The 20,008-nt window shown below is 62.9% G+C and carries 15 protein-coding genes; 9 read left to right on the top strand and 6 right to left on the bottom strand.

The genetic code is table 11. From position 1 onward, the window contains the following. Nucleotides 1-14 precede the first annotated feature (14 nt). The gene (locus AAF563_00455; GenBank protein ID MEM7119711.1) at nt 15-1,151 is read right to left on the bottom strand and encodes an aromatic ring-hydroxylating dioxygenase subunit alpha; all 1,137 of its coding nucleotides are present in this window, start codon (nt 1,149-1,151) and stop codon (nt 15-17) included. 191 nt (nt 1,152-1,342) lie between these two features. Here AAF563_00455 and AAF563_00450 point away from each other — a divergent pair, with 191 nt between their 5' ends. The 6 genes from AAF563_00450 to AAF563_00425 are packed head-to-tail and all read left to right on the top strand — an operon-like array spanning nt 1,343 to nt 9,273. Further along, complete coding sequence (locus AAF563_00450) at nt 1,343-2,848, top strand: methyl-accepting chemotaxis protein (protein MEM7119710.1); 1,506 nt, start codon at nt 1,343-1,345, stop codon at nt 2,846-2,848. A gap of 28 nt (nt 2,849-2,876) precedes the next feature. Continuing rightward, nucleotides 2,877-3,746 carry a CheR family methyltransferase gene (locus AAF563_00445; GenBank protein ID MEM7119709.1) on the top strand — a complete coding sequence of 290 codons (870 nt, stop codon included), beginning with the start codon at nt 2,877-2,879 and terminating at the stop codon, nt 3,744-3,746. A 6-nt stretch (nt 3,747-3,752) separates the two neighbouring features. Next, nucleotides 3,753-5,078, top strand: a complete 1,326-nt coding sequence (locus AAF563_00440) for a chemotaxis protein CheW (GenBank protein ID MEM7119708.1) — start codon at nt 3,753-3,755, stop codon at nt 5,076-5,078. After that, nucleotides 5,075-6,139, top strand: coding sequence for a chemotaxis-specific protein-glutamate methyltransferase CheB (gene cheB / locus AAF563_00435; GenBank protein ID MEM7119707.1), 1,065 nt, complete (start codon nt 5,075-5,077; stop codon nt 6,137-6,139). The genes AAF563_00440 and cheB overlap by 4 nt, the downstream gene beginning before the upstream one ends. Beyond that, on the top strand, nt 6,136-6,540 hold the full coding sequence (locus AAF563_00430; protein MEM7119706.1) for a response regulator: 405 nt from the start codon (nt 6,136-6,138) through the stop codon (nt 6,538-6,540). The genes cheB and AAF563_00430 overlap by 4 nt, the downstream gene beginning before the upstream one ends. 3 nt (nt 6,541-6,543) lie before the next feature. Beyond that, complete coding sequence (locus AAF563_00425) at nt 6,544-9,273, top strand: ATP-binding protein (GenBank protein MEM7119705.1); 2,730 nt, start codon at nt 6,544-6,546, stop codon at nt 9,271-9,273. Here the strand turns inward: AAF563_00425 and AAF563_00420 are convergent. From AAF563_00420 to AAF563_00405, 4 genes are all read right to left on the bottom strand, one after another. Continuing rightward, complete coding sequence (locus AAF563_00420; protein ID MEM7119704.1) at nt 9,270-11,645, bottom strand: ATP-binding protein; 2,376 nt, start codon at nt 11,643-11,645, stop codon at nt 9,270-9,272. The genes AAF563_00425 and AAF563_00420 overlap by 4 nt on opposite strands. 8 nt (nt 11,646-11,653) lie before the next feature. Continuing rightward, nucleotides 11,654-12,262 (bottom strand): chemotaxis protein CheX, encoded by a 609-nt coding sequence (locus AAF563_00415; GenBank protein ID MEM7119703.1) that lies wholly within the window; start codon nt 12,260-12,262, stop codon nt 11,654-11,656. A 4-nt stretch (nt 12,263-12,266) separates the two neighbouring features. After that, nucleotides 12,267-12,629, bottom strand: coding sequence for a response regulator (locus AAF563_00410; protein ID MEM7119702.1), 363 nt, complete (start codon nt 12,627-12,629; stop codon nt 12,267-12,269). Nucleotides 12,630-12,822: 193 nt separating this feature from the next. Further along, nucleotides 12,823-14,418 (bottom strand): APC family permease, encoded by a 1,596-nt coding sequence (locus tag AAF563_00405; protein MEM7119701.1) that lies wholly within the window; start codon nt 14,416-14,418, stop codon nt 12,823-12,825. A gap of 386 nt (nt 14,419-14,804) precedes the next feature. Between AAF563_00405 and AAF563_00400 the strand changes: the two genes are divergently transcribed. From AAF563_00400 to betI, 3 genes are read left to right on the top strand one after another with little or no spacing between them, the layout of a single operon-like run. Continuing rightward, a complete protein-coding gene (locus tag AAF563_00400) occupies nt 14,805-15,869 on the top strand; it encodes a betaine/proline/choline family ABC transporter ATP-binding protein (GenBank protein ID MEM7119700.1) in 1,065 nt (354 codons plus the stop codon). Next, on the top strand, nt 15,866-17,989 hold the full coding sequence (locus tag AAF563_00395) for an ABC transporter permease subunit (protein ID MEM7119699.1): 2,124 nt from the start codon (nt 15,866-15,868) through the stop codon (nt 17,987-17,989). Before AAF563_00400 ends, AAF563_00395 begins: the two co-directional genes overlap by 4 nt. Nucleotides 17,990-18,013: 24 nt before the next feature. Beyond that, the gene (gene betI, locus AAF563_00390) at nt 18,014-18,595 is read left to right on the top strand and encodes a transcriptional regulator BetI (protein MEM7119698.1); all 582 of its coding nucleotides are present in this window, start codon (nt 18,014-18,016) and stop codon (nt 18,593-18,595) included. A 66-nt stretch (nt 18,596-18,661) separates the two neighbouring features. Here betI and AAF563_00385 read toward each other — a convergent pair whose 3' ends face one another. Next, on the bottom strand, nt 18,662-19,960 hold the full coding sequence (locus tag AAF563_00385; protein MEM7119697.1) for an FAD-binding oxidoreductase: 1,299 nt from the start codon (nt 19,958-19,960) through the stop codon (nt 18,662-18,664). Between the last annotated feature and the right edge of the window lie 48 nt (nt 19,961-20,008).

Genomic DNA, 20,008 nt, shown 5'->3' with positions numbered 1-20,008 from the left:
CTTGTCGACGATACCTAAGTGTTGTCGTCGACCATGGCATCGGCGACCAGTTTCTGAAAGTGATGCACCGCGCCTTCCCACACGCCTGAGAACTGCGCGCCGGTCATGGCGGGCGACATGTGGCCGGCATGCACGCCTTCGACCGCCTCGAAATCCTCGACATTGGTCTTGCGATAGAACTCGATGATCGCGTCGCGGGCCGCCTCATAGCGCGCGTCACGGCCGCCTTCGCCGACGAAGTAGAAGTCCCAGCGCTGGTGCGACTTCGAAGCGCCCGCGGGGAACTCGACCATGCTGCAACAGTGGTCCGGACCGATCACCAGCTTGAAGTTGGGGAACAGTGCCATGTTCTTCGCGTTCTGCGCGTTGGCCGCGATGCCAGGCCAGCGCGGCAGGTTGTCTTCGGACCAGCTTGCCGGCAGGCCGGTGTCGATCACGGTCCCCAGGCACGCACCGTCGGTGATGATATCGTGCTCCTGGAACGGCGCGGCCTCGGCCAGGACCGTGTGGACATAGGGCAGATGCAGCACTTCCAGATAATTTTCGGCGACCAGCTTCCAATTGCCGTTGATGTCGAACGGCAGACACGTCGTCCAGACCGCCTGGTCCAGATCGTACTCGTCGAAGTGTTTCTGGAACGGCGCCGCATAGTCCTCGAACGGCGGCGCGTTGCCGTCCAGGTTGACGAAGAGCCAGTCATGCCAGCGCGCCATGCGCACGGGCTTGAGGCCGTGGCAACTGCGGTCGAAGCCGTTCGCCTTTGGCTGGTTATGGCCGCCCCAATGGGGCGTCGCGCGCAGGTTGCCAGCCAGATCAAAGGTCCATGCGTGATAGCGGCATTGCAGCGTCTGGGCGCCGGATTTCGCCTCTGGAACCAGCAAACTGCCGCGGTGCGTGCAGATATTGTGAAAACAGCCGATTTGACCGTCCCGATCGTGGGTAAACAGGATCGGCACACCGGCGACGGTGCGCGGTAATACATCGCCCGGTTGTGCTATTTCATGAGCATAGCCCGCACACATCCAGGTGCGCGCGAACAGCTTTTCATGCTCCGCGCGCGCGAAGTCTTCGGAGGTGTAGACAAAGCCCGGCAGGCCCTGCGCCTCGCCGGTTTCGCGATATAGTTGCCGGACCTGGGTTTGGGTCAGCATTATTGACGTCCTTATTCTGGCCGATCGGGTATGTGACGGTGATCATATAGCGCCCGATTTCTGGGTGGCAGGCCTTTGACGCCACAACCGATGGGTTATGGTCTGCGTTAACTATAGCGCGCTCTTATGAGATAAAGACACCGCAGTGGGGATGGTCACGACGTTTATGTCGTGACGAAAAGGTGGGTGCCATGTTTCGTTCGATGTCGATCAGTACGAAGCTCTATGCATTGCTCTTTTTGGCGGTGCTGCTGGCTTTGGCTCTTGTCGCCAACGCGATTGTCCAGTTGCGCGAAGTCGAGCTCAGGATCGACCGACTGACCAATCAGTACTTCGAAGACATCATCTTGATCCAGAACCTGAGGGGCGACCTTCTGGAGTTGTCGCTATTGGAGCTACGCGCACGCCAGGGCGTGGACAGCACGACACGGCTGCAGGCGCGCGGCGAGATGGCGGCGCTCACCACCGAAATCGGCGCTTCCCTGGAAGTCTTGGCCGACCAGGAGTGGATCCAGGCAGGGCATAACGAACTGCTGACGTCGATCTACGAACTCAGGAACTACATCGCCGATCCCGAGACACAGGAGATTGGCCAGGCGCAGTCGATCGAACTGAACAACGCGCTGGCGGCGATCAAGACGCTGGCCGATGACATCGCTGAGCGCGTGTTCGCCGATCGCGAAACGACATTGATGCTGCTGCAGGACGCCCGGCTGCCGATTGTCGTGGGCCCTGTGGTCAGCATTCTGCTGCTGACCGTGTTCGCCGGCATTCTGGTGCGCAGCCATATCGTCAGGCCGGTCAGCGAGTTGAGCCGGCTGCTGGAAGAGGTCGCCGACGAGCTCGACTTCACGCGCCGCCATGTCTACGAACGCGACGACGAGATCGGCAAGGCGTCCGCCTCGTTCAACACGCTGATGGAGCAGACGCAAAACGCACTGCGCGAGCTATCGCAGAACACAACCCAGGTCGCCGGCGGCGCGACCCAGGCCAGCAACGCGATTGGCCAAGTCGCCGAAGGCGCCCAGACGCAGATCGATGATCTGAACCAGATTGTCGATGCCATGCAGCAGACCAGCCTGTCGATTACCGAGGCGGCGCAAACGACGCGCGAAGCCTCCGAACAGGCCGCCGCGGCCGCGCGCCTGGTCGAGGATGGCGGTCAGCGCATGGAAGCCATGCTCAGGACGTCGCGTGGCATTGCCGAGGACAGCAAGCGCATCAACAGGATCTCCGACGCGATCACGCGGATCGCCAACGAGACCCACATGTTGTCGCTGAACGCCTCGATCGAGGCCGCGCGTGCCGGCGACCAGGGCAAGGGTTTCGCCGTCGTCGCGCAGCAGGTCGGGCAACTTGCCGAGGATGCCGCGGAATCGGCGCAGGAAATTCTGGCGCTCGCCAAACAGGCGGAAGCCGACGCCGCGCGCAGTGTTGAGTCGGCCGAGACCATGGGCCATTCCATGGACCAGATCGCCGAGCGCGTGTCGGAGTCAGACGCCATGGTCAGATCCGTGGCGACCGCCGTTGAAGAGCAACGCGCCGCCGTTGCGCGCATCGAAGTCAACGTTGGATCGCTGCGCGAGATCGGGCAGGGCAATGCGACCGCGGCAGAAGAAATTACCGCAACCATGATCGAGCTTTCGAAACTCGCCCAGCGCTCGCGCGATCAGGTTGACCGTTTCAAGACTGTTTGAGGCAACCGTGCCAGAGATGATGACAAGCGTGGCAACCCCGGGTCTGCAGATGCCGGACGGCTGTTTGGAGGCATGTGCCGAGCGGCTGTTTGCTGATCTACGTGGCCGCTGCGGCTTTCGCCGCGACGAGTTGCTGATGCGCAAGCTGAATTCGGCCGTTGCCAGGTTCACGCCCGACGAAGCCGTTGATTGGGTCGAACACATGGTCACGCGCCCTGACCACGACCCCGAATGGTTGGCGCTTGTCGAGGGTGTCACGGTTCACGAGACTTTCTTTTTCCGCGATCCCGCGCAGCTCGACATGCTGAGCCTGCATGGTCTGCCCGAACTGATTGAAGAGCGTGCCCGTGCCGGCGACCGCCGTCTGGCCATCTGGTCGGCCGGCTGCGCGTCCGGTGAGGAGGCCTACACGCTTGCCATTCTGGTGCTGCGCGCCTTTTTGCAGGCCGGTTGCGAACCGAAGGCATGGGCGGTCGATATCCTGGGAACCGACATCAGCACGCAGATGATCATGAAGGCCAGGGATGGCGTCTACGGCGGACCCGGACTCGATTCGTTCAGACAGATGCCGGCCGAAAACATGGTCTATTTCATGGACGTGGAGGGTGCGCAGCCCTATCGCAAGAGCGTGCATCCGGAGCTCACCGCGCTCGTCCGTTTTCACCAGCACAACCTGATGGGCGAACGTCCGCCCGGCGATGCCTTCGACATCGTCTTGTGCCGCAATGTCATGATGTATTTTGAGGATGAAGGTCAGGTCCATACCCAGGAATTGCTGACCCGATCTTTGGCGCAAGGCGGGCTTCTGTTGTTGGGCGTCACCGACCGGATCGCCGACGCCGGGCGGTACGAGCGTTGCCAAGCTGACAACGCCGTCATCTATCGAAAACTGGATTGATGTCGGATGCCGGCGTTCCTTCTCTTTCGCGACGCCGGGCAATGTTATGCCCTGCGAGCATCGAGCGTTCTGGGGATCGCGCGCAAAGGCAGCGTCGCGCCGCTACCCTTCGCGCCTGACTTTGTTGACGGCGTGACCGCGGCCTTCGTCACGGCCGTGCCGCAGCAAAGCCTGAGGCGGCGTCTTGATCCTGGCGCTGAAACCGGCGACGCCGATCGTCTCATCCTTGTCGACAACGGCGCGGGTGGCACGGCGTTGAGCGTGACCGCCGTCGAGACGATGGTCTCGCGTCATGTGGTGACCAACTCGCGCGATCACGATGCGACGGTGGCCGCCGATTTGTTTGACGGTCACGTGCGGTATCGCGGCGAGGCATATCGCGTGGTCTCGCCCGAAGTCCTGACGTTCGAACCGCAGATCGACCGACACGATCAGATCGAGGAACCGGCCTGGGGTATCGCGGCGGCTCAGCGCGCGGACGATATGACGGTGATCGAGGATCGGTTGATCGTTGAATGCGCCGGACGGACATTCGCCATCGTGCCACAACTGGTCAAACGATTGGCCGACATGCCGACGGTCATTCATCGACTGGAGGGTCCGCCGTCGCTGCTGGGACGATCGCGCGATGACGGCTGCATGATCGTGTCGCTGGCGAAAGAACTTGGCAACGATGATGCACAACAGCCGGCGTCCGTCATCGTCGTCGTCTCCGCGGGCCAGGAGATCGGTTTTGCCGTCGATGTCGTACACGGCATCCAGCCTTGTCGTCACGAAATCGATGGCGACGATGAACGCCTCTACCTTGACGATGGTTCTGCGGTTGAGCGGCTTGGTCTGCAGAACTTGGCGCGCCAATTCGAACGGCCGGTCGAGGCGAGCCGCGCGCCGGGGCTGCCGCTCGCCAAGAAACGCGATGCACCAACCGGCGAGCGTATGCGTTTGCTGACCATTCGTGTCAACGAGACCTGGTATGGCTTGGCGGCCGACCTGGTGCGCGCCGTGGGAACGCCGCTGGACTACGCGCCGTTGCCGAAGAAACTGTCGAAGTACGACGGGTTTGTCGCGCTTTACGGCGATACCCTGCCGGCGATCGATCTGCATCGCGTTTACATGGCGCCGCGCAAGCAAAGCGGCGTGGCCGCCGTCGTCTCGACACCGGAGGGCGACATCGCGTTCATGTGCGACGCTTTGGGTCAGGTCGACGACGTCGGCGCCGGGCGGGTCGAGACGTCCGATCAACCGTTTGTTGCCGGTCGGATCGCGGGATCCGCCAACACCATCCACCTGGTCGACACGCGGCGAATTCTTCAGGAAAGGCGCGCGGCATGACGTCCGATTCGATCCGCGCCGTGGTTGTCGACGATTCCGCCTTCATGCGCATCGCCATACGGCAGATGTTGGAAGCCGATGGTATTTCCGTTGTCGGCGAGGGCCGCGACGGCGAGGAGGCGATTGATCTGGCGCGGCGCATCCGCCCGGACATCATGACACTTGATATCATCATGCCCGGCATGGATGGGCTGGCCGCACTGAAGACGATCGCGGCCGATCAGCTTTGTCCGGTCATCATGGTCAGCACAGAGACACGTGAAGGCGCGCGCGCTACCATCCGCGCGCTTGACCTGGGCGCCGTCGACATCGTGGCAAAGGGCAGTGATCTCGCCGATCTGGACATGGCGTGGATCCAAAAGGAATTGGCCGCCAAGGTGCGCCATTGGGTGACACAAGGGCCGCCGCCCCGCCGAAAGCCGGCCCAACCGGAAAAGGCAATAGCACCGGCGAGAAGCTGTGCGACGCACGAGCAAACCGACCTTGTGATCGTCGCGGCATCGACCGGTGGCCCCCGCGCGTTGACGGAGTTCGTCACCGGCCTTGAGCCCGGTGGTCCGCCGATTGTCATCGCGCAGCATATGCCGAGTGGATTCACCCACGACTTTGCCACCCACCTCGCGACACGCAGCGGGCGCGAGGTGGTTGAGGCGGAAAGCGGCATGATCCTTCGCGACGGCGCGATCGTAGTGCTGCCGGGCGGCACCGACAGCAAGATTGTCACCGACACCAGTGGCGCCATGGCTATCATGCACGCGGTGACGGCCGACCAGCCGGTGCATCCCTGGGCCGACTTGGTTCTGAAGACCGCGTTGACATGCGCCAAACATCCTGTCGCCGTCATCCTGACCGGTATGGGCCAGGACGGTGCCGAAGGCGCGCGGGCGTTCGCCGACAAAGGTCACCCGGTCCTCGTACAGTCGCCGGAAACCTGTGTTGTCGACGGTATGCCGCGTGCCGCGATCGACAACGGCGCGGCCAGTGACGTGCTCACCATAGGCGGTATCGTGCGCCGGCTGTCGGCGTTTTCGGCGGCGCAGGAAAAGGCGGTGTCGCCATGACCAAGACCGTCCTGATCGTCGATGATTCGACCATGATGCGCGCCGTCCTGGCCGACCTTGTATCAGCCGACGAGACTTTCGATGTGGTTGGCCAGGCCGCGAACGGTGCCGAAGCGATCGAGCAGGCACGCGAGCTTGATCCCGACCTCATCCTGCTGGATATCGAAATGCCGGTCATGGACGGGATCGAGGCCCTGAAGCGTCTTTCGCTGTTCAGCCGTGCCAAGGTCATCGTTGTCTCGTCGATCGCACAAATCGCCTCGCCGCAAGCGGTCGAGGCGCGCCGCTTGGGCGCCGCCGACGTCGTCGGCAAACCGTCCGGCGCCTTGAGCCTGGATCTCGATTCCAAGCGTGGCCACGATATTCTGAAGGCTGCGCGGCGCACGCTGGGAATCAAGTAGGCCATGGCCGATATCACCGAATTGCTGTGGCAGCAGTTTGAGGTCGAGACGCAAGAGCATCTGGACGGGTTGGAGACCATGCTTGGCGGCCTTGATGCCGCCGCGGCCGACGACGAGACGATTGCTTCGTTGTTCCGTGCATTCCACTCGCTGAAGGGTCTTGCCGCGGCGATGGGCATGGCGGGCATGGAGGTCTTGGCGCACGCGGCGGAGTCGGCGCTGGCGCCGGCCCGTGAGGGCAAGACGGCGCTGGGCGCGCCGCTGGTCGACATTCTGGTGCGCGCGCTTGATGCGCTGCGATCGATGCAAGAGCGCGCGGTCGCCGAACGCGCCGATAGCCCTCCGCCCGACGACCTGGTTCCAGCATTGAAAAACACCTTGGCCGGCTCGACAGCCGCCGAGCCCGGGGCAGATGCGCCAGAGCCTTCGAGCGAGAAAACGACCGGTGGTTCGCCAGACGACGAGTTGGCCAAGTTCGCCGATCGGGTGCTCGTCACCATGACTGCCTTGGTCGATGCGATGGTGTCGGCCTCGTCGGATGCCATGCGCGCCCTCGACGATGATCTCGTCAAGCTGGACAGTGCCGCGGGCGAACTCGGCCTGCACGGGTTCCGCCGGCGTGTGCGCGGATTGAGCCGGGCCGTGCACCGCGATGGTCCCGGTGTCGCCCTGTTGCGTGACACCGCGGTCAGTCTGGCCACCTTGGAGGAGTTGACCGGCCGCGACGCCGGCCGTCTCGTTTTGTTGGATATGGTCGCGCAACGCGGCGCAGGCGATATCGGCAAGCTGTGCGCCAGAGCTGCGGCCCTATTCAGCGGCGAAGCGCGTGATGACGACCCCGATGCGGCCGCGCTCGCCATGGAGGCGATCGCCGATCACACCGATCTGCTGGAGCTTGCCCATAGCGGCCGGGTGGCGCGGCTTTGCGCCGATGTCCTGCGGCGTGGCGCGATCAGCAATGAGTTGAAGGAGCTGATGATGGACGCGGCCGAAGGGATCGCCGCGACCATTGCGTTGGATCCGCCGGGGGATTTGCCGGAATCGAAAGCCGACGAATTGATCAAGGCGTTGCGCGGCGCCTCCGACGGCTTGGTCGACCCGGTTCTCGGCGACCGGCTGCAGGCGCTTGGCGTCGACATGGCGCTTCTGGCGTTGCTGCCTGGTGATGCGTCCGATCGTTTGCGTGCCGCCGCCGACGATCCGAACATTCAGTTGGTCGAACTGGATGCGCAGCTTGAGAGCGACCCCCAGTTTGCCGATCAACTGGCCGCATGGATTCCTGAGCATGGAGACTTGATCGGCAGCCGCATCGTCGATGTGGATGGCCAGCCGGCAACACGATTGCTGATCGCCATGCGCACGCCCGAGGATGATCTGGCCGAAGCCCTATCGTCGATTGATCCGACACAGTCGTTGACCGCGTTTCACGTCTGCGACGGCCGCGAGCGACAGGCACAGAGGCGCAAGACCGAGGAGCGCCAGGGCGATCACGTGGTACGGGTGACCGGCCAGGCGCTCGACTCGTTCATGAACCGCATCGGCGATCTCGTCCACATTCAGGCGGGTTATGAACATGCGACCGGCAGGGCGGATCTGATGCCGGCGCTGATGAACGTGTTACGCCAGGCAGACGAGGCGGGTGTCGACTGTGGCGAATTGCTCAGCCACTTCGAGCAGTGGAACGGCCGCTTGACCGCTCTGACCGAGGATCTCGGACGTACGCTGAAACTGCTGCAAGGCGATGCACTGGACTTGCGTGTGGTGCCGGTCGATGCGCTGCTGCAGCGGTTTCCGCGGGTCGCACGCGATCTGGCGCGGCGCCACGACAAGGACATTCGTGTCCTCGTCGAAAGCCGCGATGCGCGGATCGACAAGGGCATGGTCGATGTTCTCTCCGACCCGCTGAACCACATGATCCGCAACGCGGTCGATCATGGCGTCGAACAGCCGGAAGAGCGGCGTGCGTTGGGCAAGCCCGAACAGGCGACGATCGCCCTATCGGCCGAACAGCGCGGCGACCGCGTCATCATCGAAATCAGTGATGACGGGCGTGGCATCGATCTGGATCAGATCCGTGCGCGGGCCGTCGAGCTGGAACTGGCGAGCCAGGAAGTCGTCGCCGAAATGGCCGACGACGACGTCAGCCGCTTGCTTTTCGCGCCCGGTTTCTCGACCGCGAAAGCCGTGACGGAGACGTCGGGCCGTGGCGTCGGGATGGATGTTGTCGACCGCGCGATCGTGCGTTTGGGCGGCGCGATACGTGTCCGCACCAGCTTGGGCAAGGGTACCCGGTTCATTATGGATCTGCCGCTTTCCGCGGCTATCCAGACGACAGTCGTTGTTCAGCAGGGTGATCAGGTCTTTGCCATCCCCGAACGTTTTGTCCATCAGGTCACGAGCCCCAATGCGGCCGAGGAGCGGGTTGGGGCAGGTCAGGAATCGCCGCTGCCGATTGTCGGCTTGGGCGATCTATTGAACGTACCGTCAGCGACCACCATCAATGGCGAGCGCCGTGTTGTCGTTTTGGCGTTGGGCCAACGACGGCTCGGCGTCGGTGTCGACCGTGTCATCAACCGCCGGGATATCTACGTGAAGGAGAGCCATCCCGGCATTGCATCAATCCCTGGCATCGGCGGTGTGTCGACGCTGGGCGACGGACGCATCGTCTTGATCCTGGACCCCGACGGCTTGATGCGTCTGGCGTTCTCGGGGGCCACCGCGACACCGCGCTAGGAGATAACGGGCCGCACTTTATTGAGGGCCGACTGAGTCTCGCGGCAAAGTGTTTCCAACTCGCTGACCATCGGCGCGAAGCCTTCCAACGGCGCTTCCTGGCGGATGCCATTTTCGATGGCGACGGTCGCGTCGCTGATTCCATGCAATCCCAGATTCAGCGCGCTGCCCTTCAGACGATGGGCGAGTTGTTTGAGACCATCGCGGTCGCCTGAGTCGATGGCACCCGTCATCTCATCCAGTGTTTCCCTCCACGAGGTGTCGAACAGGTCGAACAGTTCGACCAGCTTGTCGGAGCCGATGGTCTCGGTCAGGCCATCAATGGTCGACCAATCGATGCCGTCGACGACCGCGGCAGGTCTGCGGCCTCCAGCCGTCGGCACCGGCAGGTCGGCGACATCGAGTATGGCCTTGTTCAACCGCCCGGGATCAATCGGTTTCGCCAGGACGTCGTTCATGCCTGCGGCCAGGCAGGTCTGAACATCCTCCGGCATCGCGTTGGCGGTCAGCGCCACGATTGGTGTATTGGCCTTCTCGATGTCGTCCAGCGCGCGGATGCGGCGCGTCGCTTCAAGGCCGTCCATGCCCGGCAGTTGTATGTCCATCAGCACCAGGTCGAACGTCTCGCGCCGCACGTGATCAATGGCGCCCTGGCCGTCGGCGACGACGCTGACATCGTGATTGTCGCGTGCCAGCATGCCCAAGGCGACCTTCTGGTTGATCTCGTTGTCCTCGACCAACAGAACCTTCAATCGTGGGACGTCGGCGACGGTGGCGCGCACCGCGCGCGGCGATGACGCACGGTCGGGGTCACCCTTTTCCAGCGTGACCTGGAACCAGAAGTGACTACCGTCGCCGGGCGTGCTGTCGACACCGATGGTGCCGTCCATCGCCTCGACGATGCGCCGGCAGATCGCCAAGCCCAACCCGGTACCGCCGAAGCGGCGCGAGATCGAGGGGTCGACCTGGTAAAACTCGGTGAAGAGCTTGCTGCGGACGTCCTCCGGCACGCCGATTCCGCTGTCGGTCACCGAGAACATCAGCGTGACGTCATCATCGGTTTGGCCAAGCTGCTCGACCGAGACGACAACGGAGCCTTGTTCGGTAAACTTGATTGCATTACCGATCAGGTTCAGCAGGACCTGCCGCAGCCGCCCGGCGTCACCGACCACGACCTCATGCACGTCGTCGTTGATCCGCGCGCTGAGATCCAGGTCCTTTTCGCCGGCGCGCGCCGACATCAACATCATCATGCTGTCGACAAGGCGGCGTATGTCGACGTCGCTTTCTTCGAGCTTCAGGCCGCCAGCCTCGAACTTCGAGAGATCGAGGACTTCGTTCAAGATCGTCAGCAGCGCTTCGCCCGAGTACTGGATGGTGTCGACGAACTCGCGCTGGCGCGCCTCAAGACCGGTATCGCCCAGCATATGGGCCATGCCCAGAATGCCGTTCAGCGGCGTGCGGATCTCATGGCTGACCATGGCCAGGAAGTCGGTCTTGGTCTGAGCAATGTGTTGTGCCCGGTCACGTTCGCCGGTCAGCAGCAGCTCGGCTTCCTTTTGCTCGGAGATGTCATAGACCCAGCACAGCACGGCCGTGGCGTCCTCGTAGCGTATCTCCTCGCCGGTTACTTGCGCCCACAGGTTCGAACCGTCGTTGCGGCGGAAACGAACCTCCAGGCGCTCGACCCCTTGGCGCGCGCGTTCGACCAGATCGGTCGGCTCGATGAAGAAGTCGGCGAGATGACGCCCGGCGACCGCGCCCGTCGTCGCCAGGAACAGTTCGGCCAGACGGCGATTGGCGAACTGTATGATGCCGTCATTGGCGATGATAGCGACGCCGGTCGGGCTTGCTTCGAGAAGACGGCGCAATCGTTGTTCGCTTGCCGTCAGTTCGTCGGCCAACCGGCTCAATGTCGCCGCCTGGTCCTTCAGGTACCGCTCGCGGTGAACGGCATCGGAAACATCAAAAATCTGCAGCAGGCAATACCGTCCGGCAACGGTATCGAGCGGCTTGATCACGGCCTGATGTTCGATGGCGCCCCCCCGTTTGCCTTTTGCCGTCCTGTGGAACAGCGGAAACAGCGTCGGGTTGAGCGCGCGCGAGAGGACCGATGCCTGGCGATCCTCCAACGCCGCGGCGATGGCGCGGTCAACGCGGCGCAACTGCGCCTCAGGGAAGAGCTGACTGAGGTTTTGGCCAAGCGCATCGCCGCCGGCGATGTTGCTGGCGCTGACCATCCAGTCGTTCCAGAAGACGATGTTCCGACTATCGTCGAGCAGGGCGACGCCGTTGTCGCACCGGCCCAGCGCCGCGCCGAACAGGTCGACGGCTTCCAGGTTGTTCTCCAGCTCAGCGCGCGCGCTTGCCATTCACTGCCTCAGTGCAGGCTCTCCATCAATCGGCTGGCGGCCTCGCGAAAGGCCTTTACCGAGTCGATGTTTAACACGAAGGTGACGTAGCCTTCGATTTCGCCACCCCTGACACGAAAATCGACTTTGACGATCAGGACCAGGTCATAACCACTGGTTTGGTTCAGAAGTTCCGCGCTGTCGCCAAGCGAAAAGCGCGGCAAGGATGTGGCGACCTCGCGTTCGAGCAGGTCGCCAAAGCTGCTCAAGCAGGCATTGAGCACGATGTTGCCGATTTCCGTCAGCGCCTCGCGCTCCAGCTCGGTCAGGGTTTCAACCGGTTCATCACCGCCCAGAACGCTCTGGGCGAGTTTCAGGCTGCTAGCTTCCTGGAACATCAGCAGGGCCGATCCGTCAAAGGGGCCGGAGAAGTCCTGGCTGATCATGCTGATGTTGGTGCCGAACCGGTCGCGCAAGAAGTCGGCCGCGTGATCGACCGGCAGGATAACGCAATAGGGGACCGTGAACTCGATCGGTGTATCGAGTAACTCGCTGAGCGCGTTGGCGGCTTTGCCCGCACCGATGTTGAAGATCTCGGTAAAGGCATCGCTCTCGTCCGCCGTGAAGTACTGCGTCATCGGCTCAGTCGCCAAGCTCCGCCAGCAAGTCAGAGATCTTTTCTTCGTTGACGGGCTTGGCGATAAACCGACAGCCCAGCGCTTCCGCCTGTTCGCGGATCGAAACCTGAATGTTCGCGGTCAACAAGGTAAGGCTCGCTTGCGGCGCGACGTCGCGCAATTGGCGCGCCAGGTCAAGCCCGTCCATGCCTGGCATGTTGTGGTCGATGATGACGTGGTCGGGAATGTTCTTTTCGATGGCGAGAAATGCCTCGTCCGCACTTTCCGCTTCCTCGATCTGTGCCTGCGGCCAACGCTCGACGATCAGGTTGGTCACCATAAGTCGCGCGAGCTTGCTGTCGTCGACAACCAAAATCGATGAACCCATTACACCTCCACGACGTCACCAGGCACCGCCAAACCCACATGGACCGCTGCTATGTGCTCCACCCCTCTCCACCGAGTCGGACGTACGTCGATCACGGATTGGCAAGTAATAGCCGAGCGATGGGGGAGCCGCCATGCGATCAGGTAAGTCTAGCACGGAAACTTGCTGGAAGGCTTGTCTGAATGTTTGACTGTTACTGTATGTCTTGCGGTGGCGGGTCCGCCGTTGCGACGCTCATGCGGTGGCGTTGTTGGAACTTTTCACGGCTTATCCTGACCCGCACCGCAAGCACGAGAAGCACCACGGACACCGCCGCCAGGATGGCCATGTCCCAGCCCAGCGGGATGTCGCCGCTGCCGTCGAACTGGCCGAACGCCGACACCAGGCCGATGGCGGCGATGTAGGGGAGGAGCCAGTTTGCGCCCCGCAGTTCCAGCCCCTGAAGACCTGTGCTGCGGTGACGCCAGACAAAGAAGACGACGCCAACCCCCATCGCCAGACCCAGGCTCTGCAACGTATCCCAGCCCGACCAGTAGACGATCAGTGTCGCAAAGATGAACGCCAGGCCCGCCAGAACGGGCGCGGCCGGCAGCCGAAACCAGCGTTCCTGATTGGGCGCCAGGCGGCGCAAGGCCAAGAGTGCCAGGGGGCCCGATGCCAGCGACAGGGTGATGGCCGACGAGTTCAGGGCGACGAGCTCGTGAAACGGCAGCGCGATGACCGCGATCGTTCCGACGACCAGGTTCAAGACAAGCGCGTGCAGCGGCACGCCGCGTGGCGACAGCTTTTTGAGCGTCGCGCCGAAAAATCCGTTGTTCGCAAGCGCCATCACCAGACGCCCGTTGGAGCCGGTTGCGACCAGGGCCGAGCCAAATGGCGAGATGATCGCGCCGCCGACGATCACGGATACCAGCCACAACAACGCGAGTGTTTGCGCAATCGCCGCCAAGGGCCCGCCGTCATGGCCGAAGGTGATCCCTTTCCAACCGTTGGCCAGCTCCTGTTTGTCGAGAGCGCCGATGAAGGCGACTTGCAGAAGCAGATAGATGCCGCCGCAGATTACGAGGGCCAATACCAACGCGATCGGGATCGTCACCTGGGGGTTCTTGGTCTCGCCAGCCATGTCGATGGCGTGGCGGAAGCCGATGAAGGCGAACACGACACCACCGGTGGTCACGGCTGCGAAGACGCCTGACAGGCCGAACGGCGCAAATCCTCCGTGATCGGTGAAGTTCGACACATCAAACCGGCTGGCGATCAGGATGACGCCAACGACGATCGGCAGGATGATCTTGAACCAGGTCAGCGATGTGTTGATCCGCGCGAAGAAGGCGACGCCAAAGGCGTTGATGACGGTCATGACCGCCATCATGAGAACCACCAGGCCGACACCGTAAGGCGACAGTACGATGGCATCGCGTGTCGAATTGGCCCCGAATGCCCAGGGAGCCTCCGGTGCCAAGTAGTTCAGCATGATCGAGACTTCGATCGGCGCCATGACCGCGTAGCCGATCCAGGCGGTCCAACCCATGATCCCGGCAACCACGTTACCGTGGCTGAAATAGGGGATGCGCGCCAAGCCGCCGGCGACGGGCAGGATTGCCGTGACCTCGGCGAATGTCATCGCCAGCAGCAGGACGGCGAACGCGCCGATGACCCAGGCCAGCACGGCAGCGGGGCCTGCTTGCTCGGCCGCCAGGAGCGGCGCAAACAGCCATCCGGAACCCAGCACGCCGCCGACCGCGACGAAGGTCAGGCCAATAAGGCCGATCGACCGTTCGAGCTGCAAGTGAAGCCCCCCAAGACGAGCCATCCTGTGCCCAAGATCATGGGAACACGCTCGGACCCGCACAGGACGACAAAGTATGGCAAATGGATGCGGCGTTTACTATCGGTGAACAACGGGCAGCCCGGGTGAAGATAGGGGCACTTCGTAAGGGATGCGCGGTTAGAGGGGTGCAAGTGGAAAGTGATAGAAGCCCGGCGGATACAACCGTCCGCGACCCCCGGGTGGGCAAGGGGCGTCCATGCTGGCGGTTGCGTGTGTGGACCTTGAGCGCCGGTCGTGGCTAACTGTCGGATGATTCGCCGGCAATGCCGGCCAACAGACAAGACGTTAAGGGTAATTCACGCGTCACGGACGGCAACAGTCCGGCGGGTGGGCGAAAGAGGGCAATGGTCGAAAGCAGCGAGCGCGACGTCAAACTGGTGTGCCGCAATGTGTGGAAGGTCTATGGACCGGAAGCCGACGGTTTCTTCGATAACGGCAACGGCAAGGTCGCCGAACCTGGTGCCCTGCTCGAGCAGATTCGGGAAAGCGGTCACATCGGCGCTGCCTGCGACGTATCGTTCGACGTCCACGTTGGTGAGATTTTCATCATCATGGGACTGTCGGGCTCGGGCAAATCGACGATGGTCCGCTGCCTGTCGCGCCTGGTCGAGCCGACGGCGGGCGAGGTCCTGCTCGATGGCGAGGACCTGCTGCGTGTCTCCAAGGAACAGCTGATTGATATCCGTCGCCACAAGATGGGCATGGTGTTCCAGAACTTCGGTCTGCTGCCGCACCTGAACGTTCTGGAGAACGTGGCCTTTCCGCTGCAGGTTCAGGGCATCGACAAGCAGGAACGTTTGGCGCGCGCCATGGAGATGATCGAACTGGTCGGCCTTGACGGACGCGAGGGCAGTTATCCGCGCCAACTCTCCGGTGGTCAGCAGCAGCGTGTCGGCATCGCGCGCTCCCTGGCGGTCGAACCGGAACTGTGGTTCCTGGACGAGCCGTTCTCCGCACTCGACCCGCTGATCCGACGCCAGATGCAGGACGAGTTCATGCGCCTGCAAAAGCTGCTGCATAAGACGATCGTCTTTATCACCCACGATTTCCTGGAGGCACTTCGCCTGGGCGACCGTATCGCCATCATGAAAGACGGCAAGGTCGTCCAGATCGGCACGCCGGCGGAAGTCGTGATGACGCCCGCCGACGATTATGTCGAGGAGTTCACCCAGGACGTGCCGCGGGTGAAGGTGATCACGGCTGGCGACATCATGACCCAGGCGACCAATGGCCTGGACATGAGCCAGGCGGTCCCGCCCGACATGACGCTGGAGCACCTGATGCCGAAGTTTTCCGAGGGTCTGGACGCAATCGCGGTTGCCGATGCGGGCAGCGTGGTCGGCCAGGTTTCACCGCAAGCCGTGCTGTCGGCGCTGGCCAGCGAAGATGACGATGAGGCCCTGACATGAGTATCGCGACACGGGACCGCCCTGAAAGCCCGTTTGCCGGCACCAGCAAGCTCGCTGATCCCCAGCTTTTGGCATGGTTGGCCTTTGGCGTTATCGCCATTCTGTTTCTCGTGTTCCGTGATGAGGTCGCCTGGGCGGTCCGTTATCCCAATGCCTGGGTCGTCCCGCTTTCCGGTTGGCTTGATGTGGCCATGGATTGGTTCACCGATACCTTCAAGGTGATCTTCCGGTTCATCTCCATGGTGCTGTCCTATCCCATGGAATGGCTTGAGGGCCTGCTGCATTGGCTGCCGTGGCCGGCGACCATCGCGATCGTCGCCATCATGGCTTACGCGGCCAAGGGTTGGCGGCTTTCCGCGTTCTGCGTCGCGGCACTCGCCTACATGCTGGTGGTCGGCTATTGGGACGAGAGCATGAGCACCCTGGCGCTGGTCGGCATGTCGGTGCCGCTGTCGCTGACGCTGGGCTTCACCATGGGCCTCTTGGCCTACAAGTTCCGCTGGGCGCGCCGCATCATCGAACCGCTGCTCGACGTCATGCAGACGGTGCCGACCTTCGCCTATCTGGTGCCGATCCTGATCCTGTTCGGCGTCGGCCCGGTGGTCGGCATGGTGGCGAGCGCCATCTATGCCAGCCCGCCCATGGTCAGGAACTGCATGCTGGGTCTGTCGCGTGTGCCCGCCGACGTCATCGAGTCCGGTCGCATGTCGGGCTGCAGCGAGTTCCAGTTGATGTTCATGGTGCGCGTGCCGTCGGCGCTGCCGACCATCATGGTCGGCGTCAACCAGACCATCATGGCCGCGCTCTCCATGGTGATCATCGCCGCCATTATCGGCGGCTTTGCCGATATCGGCTGGGAAGTGCTCTCGACCATGCGGAAGGCGCAGACCGGCCAGAGCCTGTTGGCCGGCATCGTGATCGTCTTGATGGCCATGATGATGGACCGCATCAGCCGTGGCTTTGCCGAGCGCACGGGCGAGATCCATGTCGCGCGCAAGGGCGGCCTCTTGCAGCGCCACCCTTATCTTGTGGCGTTTGTCCTCGCCACGTTGACCGGTGTCGTTCTGGCCCGCCTGATCCCGGAGTTCGGCAACTATCCGACCGCGTGGGTCGTCTATCCCGCCGACATCCTGAACGGTTGGGTTAACGCCTTCACGCGGAACTTCTTCTGGCTGACCGACAGCATCAAGACGTCGACGCTTTACTACTTCATGCTGCCCATGAAGGCGGGCCTGGAACGGATCGCCCGTCCCGATAACTGGGGTTTCGAGATGACGGCGACGGCGGCCGCCATCTATTGGTTCATCGCGCTACTGGCCGGGGCCGCGGCGGTACGCAAGTTCGGCTGGCGCGCCGGTGTCGTGGTTGGTCTTTTGACCATGCTCTTCTTCTTCGGTTCGACCGGAACGCCGTGGCCCGTCTTCATCGGTGCGGTGACGTTGATCGCGTTCCAGGTCGGCGGCTGGCGTGTCGGTTTGTTCGCGTGCCTGGCGCTGCTCTTCATGCTGGTTACCGGCGCCTGGCCGCGCGCCATGCTGTCGTTCTATCTGGCCGCGACGTCGGTCATCATCTGCTTCCTGCTGGGCGGCGCCATCGGTATCTGGGCGGCGCAGAACGACCGCGTCTCGGCCATCGTGCGGCCGATCAACGACACGCTGCAGACCATGCCGCTGTTCGTTTTCCTGATCCCCGTGATCATGGTCTTCCTGGTCGGCGACTTCTCCGCACTGTTGGCGATCATTATGTATTCGATCGTGCCGGCGATCCGCTATACGGAGTACGGCCTGCGTCATGTCGACCCCTCCGCCGTTGAGGCGGCGCGCAGTATGGGCTGTACAGAGAGCCAGATCCTGTGGCGCGTCAAACTGCCGCTTGCGATCCCCGAAATCATGCTGGGCCTGAACCAGGTCATCATGTTCGCACTCGCCATGCTGGTGATCGCCGCCCTGGTCGGCACACGCGGCCTGGGCCAGTGGGTCTATGACAGCCTGACCAACGCCAAGTTCGGCCAGGGATTTATCGCCGGTGGCAGCATGGCGCTGATGGCCATGGTCGCCGACCGCGTCATTCAAGCCTGGGCCAAGCAGAAGAAACGCGATCTCGGCCTGATTGACCATTAGCGCGTCCCATACGATAAACGCCCCATGCCCAAGGTAGGTATGGAGCCGGTGCGCCGCCGGCAGTTGATCGAAGCGACCATCGAGTCGATCCACCAGGACGGCTTCCGCGACGCGACCGTGGCCAAGATCAGCCGCCGCGCCGGTTTGTCGGTCGGCCTGGTTAATCACTATTTCGACGGCAAGGGTGAGTTGCTCGAAGCGACCATGCAGTCGCTGGCCGCCGAAACCATGGCCGGCGCGGCGGCCATGCTGACTGGCGCAACAACACCGGAAGAGGAACTGATCGCCATCATCGACGGCAATTTCGCGCCGTCCCAGCGCTCGCCGGAGGCGATCAGCGCCTGGCTCAGCTTTTATGCCCAGGTACCCGGCAACCCCGATTACGCGCGCATCCTGCGTGAGATGGACGATAACCTACTCGGCCTGTTGCGGCCACGGCTGGAGAAAGTCGTTGCCGCCGACAAGGTGGATGTCCGGGCCCAGGCCATCGTCGCGCTGATCTACGGCATGTGGTTACGCCACACCCAGGATCCCGACGGCTTCAACCTGGAGGTCATCCACCAGATCGCCCGGGACCACGTTGCCGATCTGGCGGCCGCTGGTTGAGTGTCAATCTAGTTGCAACGCCGGGCGGGGGAGCGGGCCGGAGCAACGCTGGTATCCGCTAAGCAACTAGGGGCCCCAGCGGTCCATCGCCTGGTAGTAGGCGACGGCGACACCCAGGAACCACGGATCGCCCGTGTAAAGAGGTCGGGTCGGGAAGCTGATACCGTCGAAGGCGGTCTTGCCTTCTTCGTTACCCAAGACCTTATGCGCCAGCTTGTGGCCCAGATAGCTCGCCCAGGCGACGCCGGAGCCGCAGTAGCCCATGGAGAACCAGACGCCGTCGCGCTGGCCGATATGGGGCAGGTGGTCGAAGGTGTAGGCGACAAAACCCATCCAGGAGTGGCTGATCTTGACGTCCTTCAGCTCCGGCCAGATGCCGGCCATCACCGCGTGCAGGCGCGGGCCGCTGATTTTGGGATCGGTTTCCTTCAGGGCGACCCGTCCGCCGAACACCATGCGTTTGTGATCGGGCGAGGTGGTGAAGTAGTAGACGACCTTGCGCGTGTCGTTCATGACGCGCTGCTTGGGTGACAGGCGCGCCATCACATCGTCCGGGATCTCTTCGGTGGCGATCATATAGCTGCCGATCGGGATCAGCCGGCGTTGCAGGCCCGGCGTCAGGCGCGTGGTATAGCCGTTGGTGGCGACGATGACTTCGCGCGCTTTGACCTTTCCCCGTTCGGTGACGACGGACGAGCCATCGCTTTCCTTATCGATGCCGATAACGAGCGTCTCGGTCTCGATCTGGGCGCCGGCTGCCGCGGCGCGTTCGTAGAGTCCGTTCACATACTTGGCCGGTTGCAGGCCGGCGTGGTGCGGCATGATCGCGCCGCCGAAATAGGCATCCGAGCCGATCTCGTTGTGCATCTCGGCCTTGGGCACCATCTCCCATTCAATCGGCACGATGCTCTTCAGTGATTCGAAGTTCTGCGCCATCTGCTCATAGCGGTTGGCGCGGTGGGCGCCGATAAAGCGGCCGCAGTGACGGAAATCGCAGTCGATGTTCTCGGCTTCGACAAAGGCCTTGATGTAGTCGAGTGAGGCGTAGCCCTCGCGCATCATGGCAATCGCGCCATCACGGCCATAGCGTTTGGTCAGTTCGTCGAGCCCCGGTTTGACGCCAGAGCCGATCTGTCCGCCATTGCGCGAACTGCAGCCGACGCCGATCTCGCCTTTCTCAAGCACCAGCACGCTACGGCCCGCGCGCGCCAGCACCAGGGCGGCGGTCAGGCCGGTATAGCCGGCGCCGACAATCGCGACATCCACCTGGTCCGGCAGGGCCTGCTTTGAGACCTCGGGACGCGGCGCATCGTCCCACCAGTAAGGCGTGAGTTTCATGTCGTCGGCAAACAGGGGGTGGTCCACGTGGGGAACTCCGTCTTGGGGGCATGCGGAGGCAGGATGACGCCGGAG

Source organism: Pseudomonadota bacterium, assembly GCA_039028155.1.
GTDB lineage: Bacteria > Pseudomonadota > Alphaproteobacteria > SP197 > SP197 > JANQGO01.
This window is presented reverse-complemented; position numbering and strand designations above follow the sequence as displayed.